The 16671-nt window shown below is 57.4% G+C and carries 13 protein-coding genes and 1 tRNA gene; 7 read left to right on the top strand and 7 right to left on the bottom strand.

Going from position 1 to position 16671, the window contains the following annotated elements; genetic code table 11:
- Positions 1-110: 110 nt before the first annotated feature.
- Positions 111-1511 (top strand): divergent polysaccharide deacetylase family protein, encoded by a 1401-nt coding sequence (locus ACR0D6_RS19620; RefSeq protein ID WP_480766754.1) that lies wholly within the window; start codon positions 111-113, stop codon positions 1509-1511.
- A gap of 41 nt (positions 1512-1552) precedes the next feature.
- Here the strand turns inward: ACR0D6_RS19620 and trpE are convergent, their stop codons facing one another.
- The 5 genes from trpE to fabI all read right to left on the bottom strand — a co-directional run bounded on the left by trpE (position 1553) and on the right by fabI (position 7572).
- Positions 1553-3064, bottom strand: coding sequence for an anthranilate synthase component I (gene trpE, locus ACR0D6_RS19615; protein ID WP_480766753.1), 1512 nt, complete (start codon positions 3062-3064; stop codon positions 1553-1555).
- Positions 3065-3082: 18 nt separating this feature from the next.
- Positions 3083-4927, bottom strand: coding sequence for a peptidyl-prolyl cis-trans isomerase (locus tag ACR0D6_RS19610; protein WP_480766752.1), 1845 nt, complete (start codon positions 4925-4927; stop codon positions 3083-3085).
- Positions 4928-5006: 79 nt separating this feature from the next.
- The gene (locus ACR0D6_RS19605) at positions 5007-6182 is read right to left on the bottom strand and encodes an aminotransferase (protein ID WP_480766751.1); all 1176 of its coding nucleotides are present in this window, start codon (positions 6180-6182) and stop codon (positions 5007-5009) included.
- Between the two features lie 68 nt (positions 6183-6250).
- Positions 6251-6760 (bottom strand): xanthine phosphoribosyltransferase, encoded by a 510-nt coding sequence (gene gpt / locus ACR0D6_RS19600; RefSeq protein WP_170655756.1) that lies wholly within the window; start codon positions 6758-6760, stop codon positions 6251-6253.
- Positions 6761-6765: 5 nt separating this feature from the next.
- Positions 6766-7572: an enoyl-ACP reductase FabI gene (gene fabI / locus ACR0D6_RS19595; protein WP_480766750.1), complete on the bottom strand. Its 807-nt coding sequence runs from the start codon at positions 7570-7572 to the stop codon at positions 6766-6768.
- 134 nt (positions 7573-7706) lie between these two features.
- Between fabI and pdxH the strand changes: the two genes are divergently transcribed.
- The 4 genes from pdxH (at position 7707) to ACR0D6_RS19575 (ending at position 9558) form a co-directional block, all read left to right on the top strand.
- Positions 7707-8312, top strand: coding sequence for a pyridoxamine 5'-phosphate oxidase (gene pdxH / locus ACR0D6_RS19590; protein ID WP_480449428.1), 606 nt, complete (start codon positions 7707-7709; stop codon positions 8310-8312).
- A gap of 142 nt (positions 8313-8454) precedes the next feature.
- Complete coding sequence (locus ACR0D6_RS19585) at positions 8455-8961, top strand: cold-shock protein (protein ID WP_480449430.1); 507 nt, start codon at positions 8455-8457, stop codon at positions 8959-8961.
- Between the two features lie 9 nt (positions 8962-8970).
- A complete protein-coding gene (locus ACR0D6_RS19580) occupies positions 8971-9438 on the top strand; it encodes a DUF192 domain-containing protein (protein ID WP_170655748.1) in 468 nt (155 codons plus the stop codon).
- A gap of 43 nt (positions 9439-9481) precedes the next feature.
- Positions 9482-9558: transfer RNA gene (locus ACR0D6_RS19575), tRNA-Pro, on the top strand.
- A gap of 8 nt (positions 9559-9566) precedes the next feature.
- Here the strand turns inward: ACR0D6_RS19575 and ACR0D6_RS19570 are convergent.
- The gene (locus ACR0D6_RS19570; protein WP_480766749.1) at positions 9567-10001 is read right to left on the bottom strand and encodes a hypothetical protein; all 435 of its coding nucleotides are present in this window, start codon (positions 9999-10001) and stop codon (positions 9567-9569) included.
- A gap of 530 nt (positions 10002-10531) precedes the next feature.
- Here ACR0D6_RS19570 and ACR0D6_RS19565 point away from each other — a divergent pair.
- Complete coding sequence (locus ACR0D6_RS19565; RefSeq protein WP_480766748.1) at positions 10532-14161, top strand: vitamin B12-dependent ribonucleotide reductase; 3630 nt, start codon at positions 10532-10534, stop codon at positions 14159-14161.
- Positions 14162-14716: 555 nt separating this feature from the next.
- Complete coding sequence (locus tag ACR0D6_RS19560; protein WP_480766747.1) at positions 14717-14962, top strand: EF-hand domain-containing protein; 246 nt, start codon at positions 14717-14719, stop codon at positions 14960-14962.
- Positions 14963-15024: 62 nt separating this feature from the next.
- Here the strand turns inward: ACR0D6_RS19560 and ACR0D6_RS19555 are convergent, their stop codons facing one another.
- Entirely contained in the window at positions 15025-16569 is a 1545-nt protein-coding gene (locus tag ACR0D6_RS19555) for a trimethylamine methyltransferase family protein (protein ID WP_170655740.1), read from the bottom strand.
- Between the last annotated feature and the right edge of the window lie 102 nt (positions 16570-16671).

The raw sequence follows: 16671 nt of genomic DNA, 5'->3' as shown, positions 1-16671 counted from the left end.
TGTGCGGCAGCGTCAAGGGGACATCCATCCCAAGTCGCTAGTACAGGCAAGCGCCGCATAAGACGGCATATGTGCAATTGAGGCGAACGACGAGATCAGAGGCAATGAAAATGGGCGGTTTTCTCGGAGGTATGATCGCGGGTGCGGTCACGGTTCTTGCTATTGGTGCGTATTTTTCCCTGACATCGCCACTGCCGGTCAGGACAAATGTTGCTGTCTCTGCTCAACAGGTGGCACCAGCAAGTGAACCGGAAACGAACAGTGACGTCAGCGATCCCGGCGCAGATGCTGATCTGGTGGAACTGGCCCCACACGCACCGCAAGGCGCTAAGTCCCGGCCAGATACGCTTGCGGCACTCGATGGGGCGGATACCGTGCCCACCGAACGCCCGGATGTGGGCGCGGCCACGGACGGACTGACACAACCTGACAGCGGTCGATCCGAAACGGTTGAGATCGCTGCCGTCGCGCCGATCGCACCTGCACAGCCCGGTCCCGCGCCAAAGTCGCCGCAAGATGACGTTCAGCCTGTCGTAGTTGACGATGAACCCGCCACACCTTCTATTTCCGAAGCGGTTGTGGTGCCGGAACCCGAGGCACAAATCGAAAACGAACAGCGCGCACCTGAAATCGCCCTGCAGACAGACGAGGAATCAGCCACCCCGCAATCAAAAGCAGCCGACAGTTCCGAAGGCCGGACACTTCCCAGGCTGGCAGCGGTTCCTCAGATCGGAAGTGAGCAGTCGTCGCAAACCCGCAAAATAGCCGGAAAGCGGGTCGTACCACTGACTGATCGGGATGACTTTCCAAGTGGCGAGGAGCAGCCGCAGACGGCCAAAAAGCCGATTGAGGCTTTTGCCGCCAGTTTCGATAATCCCGAAGACAAACCGCTGATGTCCATCGTTTTGATTGACTTCGAAGGCGCGTTTGGGGCCGAAGCATTGCAGGGTTTCCCTTATCCGCTGAGTTTCGCCGTCAGCCCGACCGATCCTGAGGCGGCAGAGAAAATGGCGCGCTATCGTTCGGCAGGGTTCGAGGTTCTGGCCCTGGCGGACCTTCCCGAAGCTGCAAGCGCACAGGACGCGGAAACATCCCTTTCCGTCTGGCTGGATGCCCTGCCTGAAACGGTTGGAATTCTGGAAGGCGTCGACACAGGTATTCAGGGAAACCGCCAACTGGCGGATCACGTCGCCGCCATCGCTGGTGGGACCGGACGTGGGCTGCTGACCCAGAACAATGGATTGAACACGGTACAAAAGCTGGCCGCCCGCAGTGGTATTCCCGCCAGCGTCGTTTTCCGCGATTTCGACGGGGCGCAGCAGGACGCCAAGGTAATGCGGCGTTTTCTGGATCAGGCCGCGTTCCGCGCAGGGCAGGAGGGGGCGGTCGTCATGCTTGGCCGGGTCCAGCCTGAAACCATCTCGGCCCTTCTGCTTTGGGGGCTCGAGGACCGGAGTAGCCGTGTCGCAATGGCCCCGATTTCAGCAGTATTGATGAACGAAATTCAATAAGGCGTCCCCGGGCAACCATTTGGGGGCACCGCCTTTTCGTGTCAGTTGTTGCCGGACCCGGTAAATCGCGATGCATCTGCGGCTGCGCGTCTGATGGCATTGGATTTATGCACCGTTTCCATATATTCGGCCTCGGGGTCACTGTCGTAAACAACGCCGCCGCCCGCCTGAATGTATAGCTTACGATCCTTGACGATGGCCGTACGCAAAGCAATGCACATGTCCATATCACCGCCGGCGCTGAAATAACCAACGCCACCGCCATAGACACCGCGCTTTTCAGGCTCAAGCTCGTCAATGATTTCCATCGCGCGGACCTTGGGGGCACCCGATACCGTACCTGCAGGCATTCCGGCGAAAAAGGCGTCCAGTGCATCTTTGTCTTCGGCCATTTCACCGACGACATTCGACACGATGTGCATCACGTGACTGTAGCGTTCGATGATGAACTTTTCGGTCGGGCGTACCGTACCAATCTTCGCCACGCGCCCTGTGTCGTTGCGGCCCAAATCCAACAGCATCAAATGTTCAGCCAGTTCCTTTTTATCGGCCAGCAGATCAGCCTCCAGCGCGCGATCCTCTTCCGGGGTGGCTCCGCGTGGGCGTGTACCGGCGATGGGGCGGATGGTCACCTCATCGCCAAAGACACGAACAAGAATTTCCGGGCTGGCGCCGACAACCTGAAACCCGCCGAAATTGAAATAGAACATGAAAGGCGAAGGATTCGTCCGACGTAGCGATCGGTACAACGCGAATGGAGGTTGAGGGAAATCCTGTGTCCAGCGTTGAGCTGGAACCACCTGGAATATGTCACCGGCCCTGATGTATTCCTTGGCCTTTTCGACCGCTTCCATATAGCCGGATTTCGTGAAATTCGACACTGGCGGCGCAACCTCGTACGCGTCGCCTAGATCGCGTGTTTCGGCGGGCATGGCCCGCTCCAGATCCCGGACGGCGTCCATGACGCGTTCAGCAGCTTGGGCATAGGCTGCCTTGGCCGTTTGGCCATCGCTGACCCACGCAGGCGAAACAACGGTTACTTCGCCCTTAACGCCATCCAGAACGGCGACAACGGACGGCCTCAGCATCACTGCATCCGGCAGGCCCAGCGGATCAGGGTTCACGTCTGGCAGGTATTCCACCAGCCGCACCATGTCATAACCCAGATAGCCGAATAGACCTGCAGCGGCTTGCGGCAAATCTTCGGGCAGGGCAATTCTGCTTTCCGCAAGCAGTGCTCGCAGGTTGTCCATGGGATTGCCGGACTGCGGTTCAAACGCGTCTGCGTCGAACCGCGCCGAGCGGTTGAGCGCTGATGTTTCCCCGTGGCAACGCCAGATAAGGTCGGGCTTCATGCCGATGATCGAGTACCGGCCCCGCACCTCGCCTCCAGTGACGGATTCAAGCATGAATGCGTCCTTCTGGGCACCGGTAAGCTTTAGCATCAGTGAGACCGGGGTATCCAGGTCGGCGGCAAGCCGGGTGTACACGACCTGATTTTCACCGGCCTCATAGGCGCGCGCAAAAGTATCGAAATCTGGGGTCAGGGCCATGTCCGGTCTCTTGGAACGTCAGTTGTAATTTGCCTGCACGGCGTTCAGCGCACGCTGATCAACCGTTGGGCGGGCGCGGGTTTGCGCATCCTGGACGTAGATATTGAAGATGTTCTGCGCCAGGGCCTGATCCAGCTGGGCAGCCAGTGCTTGCTGCATCTGCTCAAGCTCAGCGGACTCGGCGGGTGGCAGTTCTTCATCCAGACGCACGATCAATGCGGTGCCGTTTCCGGCAATAACACGCAGTTCGCCCGGCTCCATTTCAAACACCTGAGGCATGAAATCGACGGGGACATCCTCCAGAAACGCCGTTCTGGTCAGACCGTTTTCGACCCGGAAGGGCAGTCCGATTGCGGTGAAATCCCCATCAGTGGCCAGTTGGGTCAGTACAGTGTTGGCCTGATCCTGCAACGCTTTGCTGGTCTCGTCCTGTACCCAGGCCGCAATAACCTTGTTGCGTGCACTTTCCAAAGGCTCTGGCCGGGGTGCCAGTTCTTCGTCCAGGCGCAGGGCAAAGATCGACCCGTCTTCCAGAAATGCGATTTCAGGAAAGTCACCTTCAGCCACGGCTTCAGCAGCCAGCCGGAAACCACCATAGGCGGCCACACCATCTGTGCTTTGGGTGGTCCAGTCGATTTCTCCCAACTCCATCTCGGATTCAGAGGTCACTTCTTCGAGTGTTGCACCGCCTGCCAGAAGGTCGTTGATATCCTCGGCCTGTGCCTCAATCAGACGACGGGCGCGGTCGGCAGCCAGTTCGTCGCGAAGTTCGGCCTGAGCTTCTTCAAAGGTGACGACCTGTTCGGCAAGTGAGCCGTTGATCCGGAATAGCGCGGGGCCAAGCGAAGAGGGCAGCGGGCCCACAACATCGCCCACTTCTGCGGCAAACACATCCGCAGCAGCTTCACCAAGATCATCAACGGTGACATCACCCAGATCCGTATCGCTCAGCTCAAGCCCGCGATCCTGAACCAGTTGCTCAAACGTGGTGCCGCCGACTTCGACCTGCGCCAGTGCGTCTTCTGCACTGGCTTCGTCAGAGAAAACAAGGCGTTCAACCAACCGGCGCTCGGGCTGCTGATAGGTCGACTTACGTTCGTCGTAACGGGCGCGCAGCGTATCCTCATCAATCTCAATCCCGTCCAGCAACATTTCCGGCGCAAGCAACGCGTATGTCAGGCGCTTGGTGCGGGGCAGGGTGAATAGATCGGTGTTTTCATCGTAGAACGTCTGAACTTGCTGGTCCGTCGGTTCTGATAATGGGGTCGCCAAGGCATCTGCGCCCAAGGTGGCAACGGTAAAGCTGCGGCGCGCATGAACGTAGTCCGCCAGCGCCTCTACCATGGCTGGGGGCATGGTTACGCCGCTTGTGACTGCATTCTGAACGATGGTTCTGGCCGCTTCTTTCCGCAGGTCATCTTCGAATTCCGATTCCGACAATCCGGCCTGTTCCAGAGAAAACCGATATCCTTCGCGGTCGAAGTTACCATCGACACCCTGAAATGCGGGGATGGCCACGATCTCTTTCTGCAGGTTCTCATCGCCGATCGAGATGCCGATCTGTCCAACTTCGCTGTCAAGCGCAGCCAGCGCGACCAGACGTGACAATGCGAGCTGATCTAGGCCAAACTCCCGCGCCTGAGACATTTGCAACGGTTGCCCGGTCTGTGCCTCGATGGCCCGAATTTCGCGCTGCAGTTCACGGACATAATCGTCGATGCTGACGGATTCATCACCCACTTCTGCCACTGTTGTGACAGTTCCCGAGAGATTGACAGCACCAAACCCTGCAAGGCCCACGATCAGCAGACCCATAAGGATCCAGACAAAGGTTTTTGAAAAGCTTTTCATGCCTGCGGCCATGGTGCCCTCTTGTTTTGTGGCTGGTCTCTGCCCTGTCGATTGCGGCCCTGAATACGACGCGCGCCGCCGGGGGGCAAGCTCAGAAGGACAACGCCTGAAGGCGCATGAACATTTCTTCGATTCCCGAACGGTCCAGATTGGCGAACGCGATGCGAACCTGTCTTTGTCCCATGACGTCATGATCCGGCATGAACATCGTGCCGGGAAGCAGCAGAACGCCTGCTTCACTAACCAGCCGGCGGGCCAGCTCGTCCGAAGGGATGTCAAACGGATGCTCGAGATATGCAAAATACGCGCCGAGCCCCAGCAGCTTCCAACCTTTGGACTGCAACGCGGGCATGCCATCGGAAATAGCCGCGCGACGATCAAGTATTTCAGCCCGTTCACCGGCCAGCCACTGGGAAAGGTTCTGCATCCCCCAAAGGGCTGCAAACTGGCCAATCTGACCGGGGCAGATGGCGACCGTATCCAGGAATTTTTCGACCTCGGCCAAAAGGCTAGGGCTTGTTGCGACGGCGCCGACCCGGTGGCCGGTCAGCCGGTAGGCTTTGGAAAACGAATAGAGATGAACCAGCGTGTCATCCCACTCATTTTCCGTGAACAGTGAATGGGGGGCGCCATTGCGGCTGTCAAAATCCCGATATGTCTCATCCACAAGCAGGCGAATGCCGTGTTCCCGGGCCAGATCAAAGAACGCCAGTACCAGTTCCGCGGGATACTCAACGCCGCCGGGATTGTTCGGCGTTACCAGAGAGATGGCACGCGTCCTGTCAGTGATAAGCGCCCGTGCCTTGTCCGGGTCGGGGAGCAGATCGTCGCCCGTTGGCAGGTCGACCGACCGCACACCAGCCATGTCGAGCCACATCTTGTGGTTAAAATACCAGGGTGTCGGCAGAATAACCTCGTCCCCTTCGCCAGTGATGGCTGAGATCACTGCCGAAAACGCCTGATTGCAGCCCGAGGTAATGGCAACTTGATCAGCGTGAACAGAGGCATGATAGTGTGCGCCAATCTGATCTGCCAATTCCGTGCGCAGGTCATCATTGCCCAAAACCGGGCCGTAAAGATGCGCGCTGTCCTGAGATACGGCGAATTCGGCCATGGCCTGACGCAGGGCCAGTGGTGGTGGATCAACCGGAGCGGCCTGACTGACATTGATCAGAGGGCGATCAGCTGAAAACGTAACGCCATCAACCCAGCGGCGCGCTTCCATCACGGGCGGGGCGAAGGTGGCGGCAGTGCGGGTCAGGGGCATAAGAAATCCGTGCAGTTCGTGCGAGGCTCTGCCTCACGCTCCGAGGTGTTTTTAAGCAGAGGAAGGGATCAGTCCGTGCCGCGATATGGCTCGACATATTGCAAGGCCATATCCCATGGGAAAAAGATCCATGTATCCTGGCTGACCTCGGTGATGAAGGTATCCACCATTGGGCGTCCCTTGGGTTTGGCATAGACCGTTGCGAAATGCGCGTTGGGGTACATCTGACGCACTAGGTCCAGCGTTTTGCCGCTGTCCACCAGATCGTCGATGATCAGAATGCCGGTGCCGTCACCCATTAATTCCGAATCCGGTGATTTCAGAACTTCTGCCTGACCCTGCTCCTGGTGGTGATATGAACGAACACTGATGGTATCGACGGTGCGGATGTCCAGTTCACGGCTGACGATCATCGCTGGTGCCATGCCACCGCGGGTGATCGCCACCACTGCACGCCAGGCGCCGTCGTCAGGGCCTTGTCCGTCCAGCCGCCAGGCCAGCGCCCGCGCATCGCGGTGAATCTGATCCCAGCTAATGTGAAAGCCCTTTTCGTGGGGCAGGCGATCCTTGGCGCTCATCTCGGTTATCCTTTTTCCACATCCGGCGCATCGACGGCCTTCATGCCGACGATGTGATAGCCCGAATCCACGTGCAGGTTCTCACCTGTCACGCCGCTGCTGAGATCGGACAGGAGGTACAGAGCCGAGTTTCCGACATCATCAATGGTTACATTGCGGCGCAGCGGCGAGTTGTACTCGTTCCACTTCATGATGTAGCGGAAATCACCGATGCCACTGGCGGCCAGTGTCTTGATCGGCCCTGCCGAGATCGCGTTTACGCGAATACCGTCCTTACCAAGGTCTTCGGCAAGATATTTCACCGACGCTTCAAGTGCGGCTTTGGCGACACCCATGACATTGTAGTGGGGCATCACCTGCTCGGCACCGTAATAGGTAAGAGTGATGGCGCTGCCACCATCGGTCATCAGCTTTTCGGCGCGCTGCATAACAGCAGTGAAGGAATAAACCGACACGTCCATGGTCAGCTTGAAGTTTGCGCGCGACGTATCGACATAGCGGCCACGCAGCTCGTTTTTGTCGGAAAAGCCGATCGCGTGCACGATAAAGTCCAGTTTGCCCCACTTTTCCTCCAGCGAGGCAAAAAGGGCGTCGATCGATTCTTCATCGCTGACATCGCAGGGTAGCACGATCTCGCTCCCCAGTTGTGCCGCCAGCGGGTCGACCCGTTTTTTCAGAGCGTCTCCCTGATAGGAAAAAGCCAGTTCGGCTCCGGCCTCGGACAAGGCGCGGGCGATTCCCCATGCGATTGATTTGTCATTGGCCAGTCCCATGATGAGGCCGCGTTTGCCGGCCATCAACTGATTTGACATGTTCGGTTCTCCGCCTTCGTCGCGTTATGTTGAAGTGGTTTATGCCATTGATTGACCTGCTTCAAGGTCACGCGCTCTTGCCCGGCGCGGGTTCTCGCCGTAGGGTCGGGCACAAATCGTTCCAGGGGATGGAAATGAGCGAGAGAGATGGCATCTTTGCCGGTGCCGACCCGTTTGTGATTGCAGGGCGTTGGCAGGCCGAGGCTGAACAGAGTGAACCCAACGATCCCAACGCGATTGCCCTGGCGACCGTGGATTCCGATGGCATGCCTAATGTCCGTATGGTGCTACTAAAGGAAATCGAGCCCGACGCGTTCGTGTTTTATACGAATTACGAAAGCGCAAAGGCCGCCGAGCTGGACGGTGCCGGTAAGGCAGCGTTCGTCATGCACTGGAAATCTCTTCGCCGTCAGGTACGAGTTCGCGGGACAATTGCACGCGAAGATGGTATAAAGGCGGACGAATATTATGCATCAAGATCGTTAAAAAGCAGATTGGGGGCCTGGGCATCGCGCCAATCACAGCCGCTGTCCAGTCGGACGGCCCTTATGGCCGAAGTGGCCAAAGTGACCGCCAAGTATGGAACTAATCCGCCGCGTCCTGATTTCTGGGGTGGCTATCGGTTAACGCCGACTGAGATCGAATTTTGGGCCGACGGCGCGTTTCGCCTGCATGACAGGTTTGTTTGGCGGCGAGAGGAAGTTGGAATGGAATGGCAAGTGCAGAGGCTGAATCCATGACGTTCACGTATCGCGAATTGCAAGGTCCTGAAAACGAACACTCTTTTCAGCTTGAATTTGTCCGCCAATATCCTACACATCAACCCCTTAACGACCTGTTAAAAATCGTGATGGGAAAACCGTGCCAGAAGACTTGAACAGCATGTATCGCGTTCGTGGACACGTAAAATGGTTCGACCCCGCTAAGGGGTTTGGATTTGTTGTGTCCGAGGAGGGCGGTCCGGATATTCTGTTGCACGTGAACGTGTTGCGCAATTTCGGTCAGAGTTCCGTAGCTGACGGTGCGAGAATCGAAATCATGACTCACCGGACCGATCGGGGTGTTCAGGCTGTCGAAGTCGTCAGCATCGAACCGCCCGAGCGGACCGACACGATGATGCTTGCAGATTTTGCCGAGCTTGATCCAGCGGTCATTGAGCAGGCGCCGCTTGAGGCGGCCCGTGTCAAATGGTTCGACAAGGGCAAGGGGTTCGGTTTCGCCAACGTGTTCGGCCGTGGCGAGGATGTATTCCTACATATCGAGGTTTTGCGCCGCTCGGGTTTGGCAGACCTTCAGCCCGGCGAGGCGCTGGCTATGCGGGTGATTGACGGCAAGCGCGGGCGTATGGCCGCTCAGGTTCTTGCCTGGGAAGCAGCTCTGACTGACTGATTTGGCGACATGAAGAAAACCCTCGCGATTCCGGCCATGCTTGCACTCATGATGGCCGGAGCCGTCGAGGCGGCGTGTCGACCGGATGTTGTCGATCTGAAAAACGAACAAACAACAATCCGCTTCAACATTGAGTTGGCCGCCACCCCGCAGGAACGGTCGCGTGGATTGATGTTCCGCGACTCGCTCCCGAACAGGTCGGGGATGCTGTTCGTATTCGATCCTCCGCAGCGTGTTGCGTTCTGGATGAAGAACACCCTGATTCCCCTCGACATGATCTTTCTGGACCAGACCGGTACCGTGGTTCATGTGCATCAGGGGGCAGTTCCGGGTGATCTGACCCCGATCGAAGGGGGGGATGACGTGTTTGCCGTACTCGAAATCAATGCAGGCCTGTCCAGCCGCTATTCGATTCGTACCGGGACTGTCATGCGCCACGAAATTTTTTCGCAAGGTACCGCAATCTGGCCCTGTTAGGGCTTTTCAAATCAGAAACACCCCGTTAGGAAGGCGCACGGTCCGGGGCGTGGCGCAGTCTGGTAGCGCACCTGTTTTGGGTACAGGGGGTCGTGAGTTCGAATCTCGCCGCCCCGACCACTTCCACATCACTTTGGTGTACCGCCGGCAACGCGGTAAAGGCGGGTCAGCTTCCTGTCCAGCGTCTGGCTTTTCACAGGTATGCGCAGCGTGGTGCCATCTTTTTGTGGCACCGTTAGGAACAGATCCGCATCGACCTGAAACCCGATCTGATTCTTGGTCGTCGTAAGCTGAATGACGCTTTGGGGTAGCTTCAGCGTATAGCCGTCGAAATTTAGGATAAGGTAGGCAGTGGTCTCAGGTGGCAGGAACTGCCTGCATTCGCTGGTACTTGGGCCGATTTGTCGAAACTCCTCACCAGGATCCGTGCATGATTCTTCGAAGGCGTCGAACAACTTTTCAGGATATTCCGAAAATTGGGCACTACGAGAAACAGGGCCTGTTTCCTGTGGTGTACAGGCCACGATCATGACCGAGGCGAACAAAAGATGGAACAGGCGCATAGCCAGATTGCTCCAATTCAGAATGCTTGATGTATTTACCCTAGGCGATCTGTCGCGTTCTAGCGACCGTGATTCTTTGATGGGGACAGAAACCGGGATCAGGGTCAGGACGTTCTGGTAACTGTGCCACAAAAAAAGGGAATTCCTGTCCGGACTAAATCCGGTGATCCGTATCAGACCATGGACAAGTCTGTGGAGGAATCGAATTTCCGTACGATGGCCCGGCAGGTCAACACAAAAGATATCAAAATCCGCGAAATTTTGCCGTTGACCTCGTAGGGGTCTATACGCCAAATTGTGTGGGCCGAATGCGCTGCCACTAAATCTGGTAGGTGATGACCAGAAAGGCAGCAGGCGAGGGACAAAGGCACAGCTATAGTTTCGTGCGACCATTCAGATGGTTTCGACCGCATTTTGCGGTGACGGGATCATTGCGCCCTAAAGTATTCGGTGCGCCGGAAAGCAGCAAGCTTACGGCATTTGTGGCGGATTGAGCCAGGTATTGAATTGGTGAAGCTAGGGCGGCGGACATGAAGATTGAAAGAAAATTTACCAAACCGGGGCAGGACGCATACGCGGAACTGAACTTTGTGTCGGCAACGTCCGAAATTCGCAACCCGGATGGAACGATCGTATTCCGCCTTGAAGGTATCGAAGTCCCTGAACGTTGGAGTCAGGTTGCCAGCGATGTGATCGCGCAAAAGTACTTCCGCAAGGCCGGTGTTCCGTCGCGCATGAAGAAGGTCAAGGAAAAGGGCGTTCCGGAATTCCTCTGGCGGTCCGTTCCCGACGAAGGTGCCGAGTTCATCGGTGAAACATCGTCCAAGCAGGTGTTCGACCGGCTGGCGGGCGCGTGGGCGTATTGGGGCTGGAAAGGCGGATATTTCTCGACCGAGGAAGACGCGCGCGCCTATTTCGACGAGATGCGTTACATGCTGGCGACCCAGCGCGCCGCGCCGAACTCACCTCAGTGGTTCAACACCGGTTTGCACTGGGCATACGGCATCGATGGGCCGGCGCAGGGGCACCACTATGTCGACTATAAAACCGGCAAGCTGACCAAATCGAAATCTGCTTACGAACATCCGCAGCCGCACGCGTGCTTTATCCAGTCTGTTGATGACGATCTGGTGAACGAAGGCGGCATTATGGATCTGTGGGTGCGTGAGGCGCGCCTGTTCAAATACGGCTCGGGTACCGGGACCAACTTCAGCCATCTGCGTGCAGAAGGCGAAGCGCTGTCGGGTGGCGGCAAGTCCTCGGGCCTCATGGGCTTTCTCAAGATCGGCGACCGCGCCGCTGGCGCGATCAAATCAGGCGGGACAACCCGTCGGGCAGCAAAGATGGTAATCGTCGATGCAGATCACCCGGACATCGAGCAATTCATCGAGTGGAAGGTGATCGAAGAGCAGAAGGTGGCCTCGATCGTTGCCGGATCGAAGATGCACGAGAAGATGCTGAACGGCATTTTCGAGGCCATCCGCAGCTGGGACGGTGTGCAGGACGATGCATATGATCCCAACAAGAACGACAGCCTGAAGAAAGCGGTTCGCGAGGCGAAAAATGTCGCAATCCCCGAGACTTACATCAAGCGCGTTCTGGACTACGCCAAGCAGGGTCACGACAGCATCGAATTCCCGACCTATGATACGGACTGGGATTCGGAAGCCTATAGCTCGGTTTCGGGCCAGAACTCGAACAACTCGATCCGTGTGACCAACGCGTTCCTGACGGCTGTAGAGAAAGACGCCGATTGGGAGTTGATTAACCGCACCGACGGCAAGGTTGCCCGCACCGTAAAGGCACGTGATTTGTGGGAGAAGGTAGGCCACGCGGCATGGGCCTGTGCCGACCCCGGCATCCAGTTCCACGACACCGTCAACGAGTGGCATACATGCCCGGTGGATGGTGGGATTCGCGGCTCGAACCCGTGCTCGGAATACATGTTCCTTGACGATACGGCCTGTAACCTTGCGTCGATGAACCTGCTGACCTTCCTCAAGGATGGTGAGTTCCAGGCCGCGGATTATATGCACGCGTCGCGCCTGTGGACCCTGACGCTGGAAATCTCGGTGACCATGGCGCAGTTCCCGTCGAAGGAAATCGCGCAACTGTCCTATGACTTCCGCACGCTGGGTCTGGGTTACGCAAACATCGGTGGCCTGCTGATGAACATGGGCTACAGCTATGACTCGGACGAAGGTCGGGCGATCTGTGGCGCGCTGACCGCGATCATGACCGGTGTGGCCTATGCAACCTCGGCCGAGATCGCCGGAGAGCTGGGTCCGTTCAAAGGCTATGAGCGCAACGCAGACCACATGCTGCGTGTCATCCGCAATCACCGCCGCGCTGCGCAGGGTGTGACAGAGGGTTATGAGAAGCTGGCGGTCAAGCCTGTGCCGCTGGACCACGGCAACTGCCCCGACAAGCGTCTGGTCGATCTGGCCATGACGGCCTGGGATGAAGCGCTGAGCCTTGGTGAGCAAAACGGCTACCGCAACGCGCAGGCCACCGTGATCGCACCGACTGGAACAATCGGTCTGGTGATGGATTGCGACACTACAGGGATTGAGCCGGACTTTGCTCTGGTCAAGTTCAAGAAGCTGGCCGGTGGCGGTTACTTCAAGATCATCAACCGTTCGGTACCGTCAGCGCTGGAAAAGCTGGGTTATTCTTCGGCTCAGATCGAAGAGATCGTCGGCTACGCGGTCGGTCACGGCACCATCGGCAACGCGCCGGGGATCAACCACACCTCGCTGACTGGGCACGGTTTTGGCCCCAATGAATTGGCGAAAGTGGACGCCGCGCTGGAAAGTGCTTTCGACATCCGGTTTGTCTTCAACCAGTGGACACTGGGTGAAGATTTCTGCACCGGCGTTCTGGGCATCCCGGCAACCAAGCTGAACGATCCCACCTTCGACCTGTTGCGCCATCTGGGCTTTACCCGCGCGGATATTGACGCGGCCAACGATCATGTCTGCGGGACGATGACACTGGAAGGCGCGCCGCACCTGAAGGAAGAGCATTATTCAATCTTCGACTGCGCCAACCCGTGCGGCAAGAAAGGTAAGCGTTTCCTAGGTGTTGACAGCCACATCACCATGATGGCGGCGGCGCAGAGCTTCATCTCGGGTGCGATCTCGAAGACGATCAACATGCCGAATGACGCAACCATCGAGGATTGTCAGAAAGCGTATGAACTCAGCTGGTCGCTAGGTGTGAAGGCCAACGCGCTCTATCGTGACGGCTCGAAACTGTCTCAGCCTTTGGCTGCAGCATTGGTCGAGGATGACGACGAAGCAGCCGAGGTTCTGGAAACAGGATCAGCACAGGAAAAGGCGGTTGTTCTGGCCGAGAAGGTCATCGAAAAGGTTGTGGTCAAAGAAGTCATCCGCAGCCATCGTGAAAAGCTGCCGCATCGCCGCAAGGGCTATACCCAAAAGGCAATCGTAGGTGGGCACAAAGTTTATCTACGCACCGGCGAGTTCGAAGACGGCCAACTGGGCGAAATCTTCATCGACATGCACAAGGAAGGCGCGGGCTTCCGGGCGATGATGAACAATTTTGCCATCGCAGTGTCGGTCGGCCTGCAATACGGCGTACCGCTGGAAGAATTCGTGGATGCCTTCACCTTCACCAAATTCGAACCGGCAGGGATGGTGCAGGGCAACGACTCGATCAAGAACGCGACGTCGATCTTGGATTACATCTTCCGCGAACTGGCTGTTTCCTATCTGGACCGTACTGATCTGGCGCATGTCAAACCCGAAGGCGCTGCGTTTGACGACGTTGGGCGTGGCGAAGAAGAAGGCGTGTCAAACGTCGCCGAGATCAGCGACAGCGCTGCAACCAAGTCACTGGAGGTTCTGAAGCAGATCAGTTCGACCGGCTATCTCCGCAAGCGTTTGCCTCAGGATTTGATGGTGTTCAACGGAGGCCAGACTGAAATTGGCGGCATGTCAGAATCCTCGGTCGAATTCCAGACACAGACTGAAACTGTTGTCGTCAGCGAAGCCGCGACCGGAATGGATGCCCGCACAAAGGCGAAGATGCAGGGATACGAAGGGGACCCGTGCGGCGAATGCGGAAACTACACGCTGGTGCGTAACGGCACCTGCATGAAGTGCAACACATGCGGATCCACAAGCGGATGCTCGTGATCCGAAACTGAAAACGCACTGGCAACGGTGCGTAGGGGCCGGGGTATCCCTCGGTGATCCGGTCCCGACGAATACGGGGCAAGGCAATGCCTGAGACTTACCCAAGGCGCCTTGTCTCACTCGGTGAACATGCCCGTGTTCACCGGGAACAGGGTGGGGCGGAATATATTGCTCCCTCCCACTCTCTCACGGGGCGGGTGCGCTCGTCCCATGCGACGTCCAGGCCGCAGGCAAAAAAACACCGGGCGGTCAATGAAATGAGCCTGGACGGCGAAACTGACAGGGGGCTTCGGCCCCCTTTCTTTTTCATCAGCGAGTCGCATTGGTTGAGCAAGGGATTGCCATTTCTCCCCCTGGGTGTCGGACAAGACTGGCCGAATTGAGATCTGATGATTTGGCCAAGCGGCAGACCGCATATGAAAAACCTCGAATCGCGCGGGCTTTGGCGCGAATTGCCATGACATCGGTCGGGGTCGTGACACGAGGCAATGATTGGGTGTTTCTGATGCCTGTCCGGACGCAATAACCCCCTCAATTCAATCAGGAGTATCCATAATGAAACCGAACAAAGTAGCCGTTGTCGCAGCAATCGCATTTGGGCTGCCCGCAGTGGCCTTCGCTCAATCTGGCGCGGATGCCAACGGCGATGGCGTTCTGACCATAGACGAAGTTCAGGCGGTTGTGCCTGAAATGGATGCCGATGGCTTCTCGCAACTGGATGCAAACGGGGACGGGGCGCTGGATCAGGCCGAGATTGCAGCAGCCCAAGAAGCAGGCTTGCTGCCCGCAAGCAACGGCTGATCCTGCATTGCATCCAAACGGCGGCCCGAGGCACTTCGGGCCGCCACTTTTATTTCAATGCGTTACGCGGGCAAGTGAATGTTAAACTTGGCGCGCAATTCTGCATCCAGCAGCGGATCGAACCGGGCTGGCGAAGGATTTGCAAGGATTTCTTCTTTGCGGGCCGTGGCCTTTTCCAGAAGATCAGGTTTGCCCAGTTCGGACCATTCCTTGGGTGAAGTTCGATCCCCGAGTGTCGGATAAACGTAATCCACTTGCATCCGGCTGAGCGTCGCGTCCGTACCCAGGTAGTGTCCAGGCCCACCCAGACAGACCTCGGCGATCTGATCCAGCGCCAGTGTGTCGTCGTTAACTTCGATCCCACGGACGCAGCGAAGGGCCTGACCAATCAGGTCGTCGCTGAGGATAAGGCTTTCAAAGCAGAACCCCAGAAGCGAGGAATGCATACCGGCTGATTCATAGACCATGTTCAGTCCAGACAGACCGGCCATGACGTTCGAGCACATCTGTTCCCACCCGGCTTGCATGTCGGGCAGTTTGGAATCTGATGCCCCCGCAGCAGCGCCACCGGGCAGGCCATAAAATTTGTGCATCTGGGCACAACCGGCACTCAGCAAGGCCTGTTCGCCAGACCCCACCGACATCGCGCCGGTCCGCAAGTCCAGACCAAAGGGCCAGGTGCCAAAAATTGCGGGTGCACCTGGCTTTACGGCATTTACGTAAACCAGCCCCGCAAGGCATTCGGCAGTGGCTTGGGTTATGGCACCTGCAACCGTTGATGGTGCAGTTGCTCCAGCCATACCGGCTGACAGCAGCAGCACAGGCATCCCGGCCTTAATGCATTCTTCCATCACTTCGCAGCTTTCGGTTGCGAATTTCATGGGGGGAACGACGAAACAGTTCGAGTTGGAAACAAAAGGCCGCTCGCGCCATTTGTCCTCTCCTCCCGCGATCATGTGCAGCATTTCCATCGCGGGCGCGACATAGCTGGGATCGGTAAAGGAAGTACCGATGTGTTTGTACGTTCCCGAACAGCACGCATAGATCGTGTTCAGGTCCATTTCCTGATTGTCCAGAATGTCACGACACACCATAGGGCGTTGTACAAAATGGATATTTTCCAGATTTTCGCAGATTCGAGACGCGTCATGCAGATCCTGAACCGTCGAATCGCGATATTCGCGCCCATGCACGTCGACCATGTGCACAGCAGCACCCGCCGTGCCATAGTGGACGCGGTGGCCTGACAGCTCCAGATCGGTCTTTCCATCGCGGCTGTATAGGGTGACCGAGCGGTTGGCCTTGGCCAGCATGTCCTCGACCAGCGCGCGGGGAAACCGGATGCGGCCGTCATCGCCCAGTATGCAGCCCGCTCCAACCAGATAGTCGATACCGCTTTGCGGTGCATCGGCCAGACCGATGGTTTCCAACGCGGTCAATGCAGCGTTATGAATACGCTCCATATCTTGCTGGCTAAGTGGTTTGTATGTGCCGCCCTCCATGCCGGGGCGTACAGGGCGCAGATGTTCGGGCAGGGCTGCGGCCCGTGCCGCACGGCGCGCAGAGCGCCCGCCGCTACGAGAAGAGCTTCGGGATTGATCGTTCATGAGAGTGTTCCGAATTTTTGAACTTGAAGAGGTGGAGAAGTCTCAACAAGAAAAAGGGCGACCACGCGCAGCGCGCCCGCGGTCGGCACCGATGGTACGGCT

The organism is Ruegeria sp. BJ6 (assembly GCF_056537885.1).
Note: the sequence above shows the minus strand (reverse complement) of the source record. Positions and strands in the feature narration are given on the sequence as shown.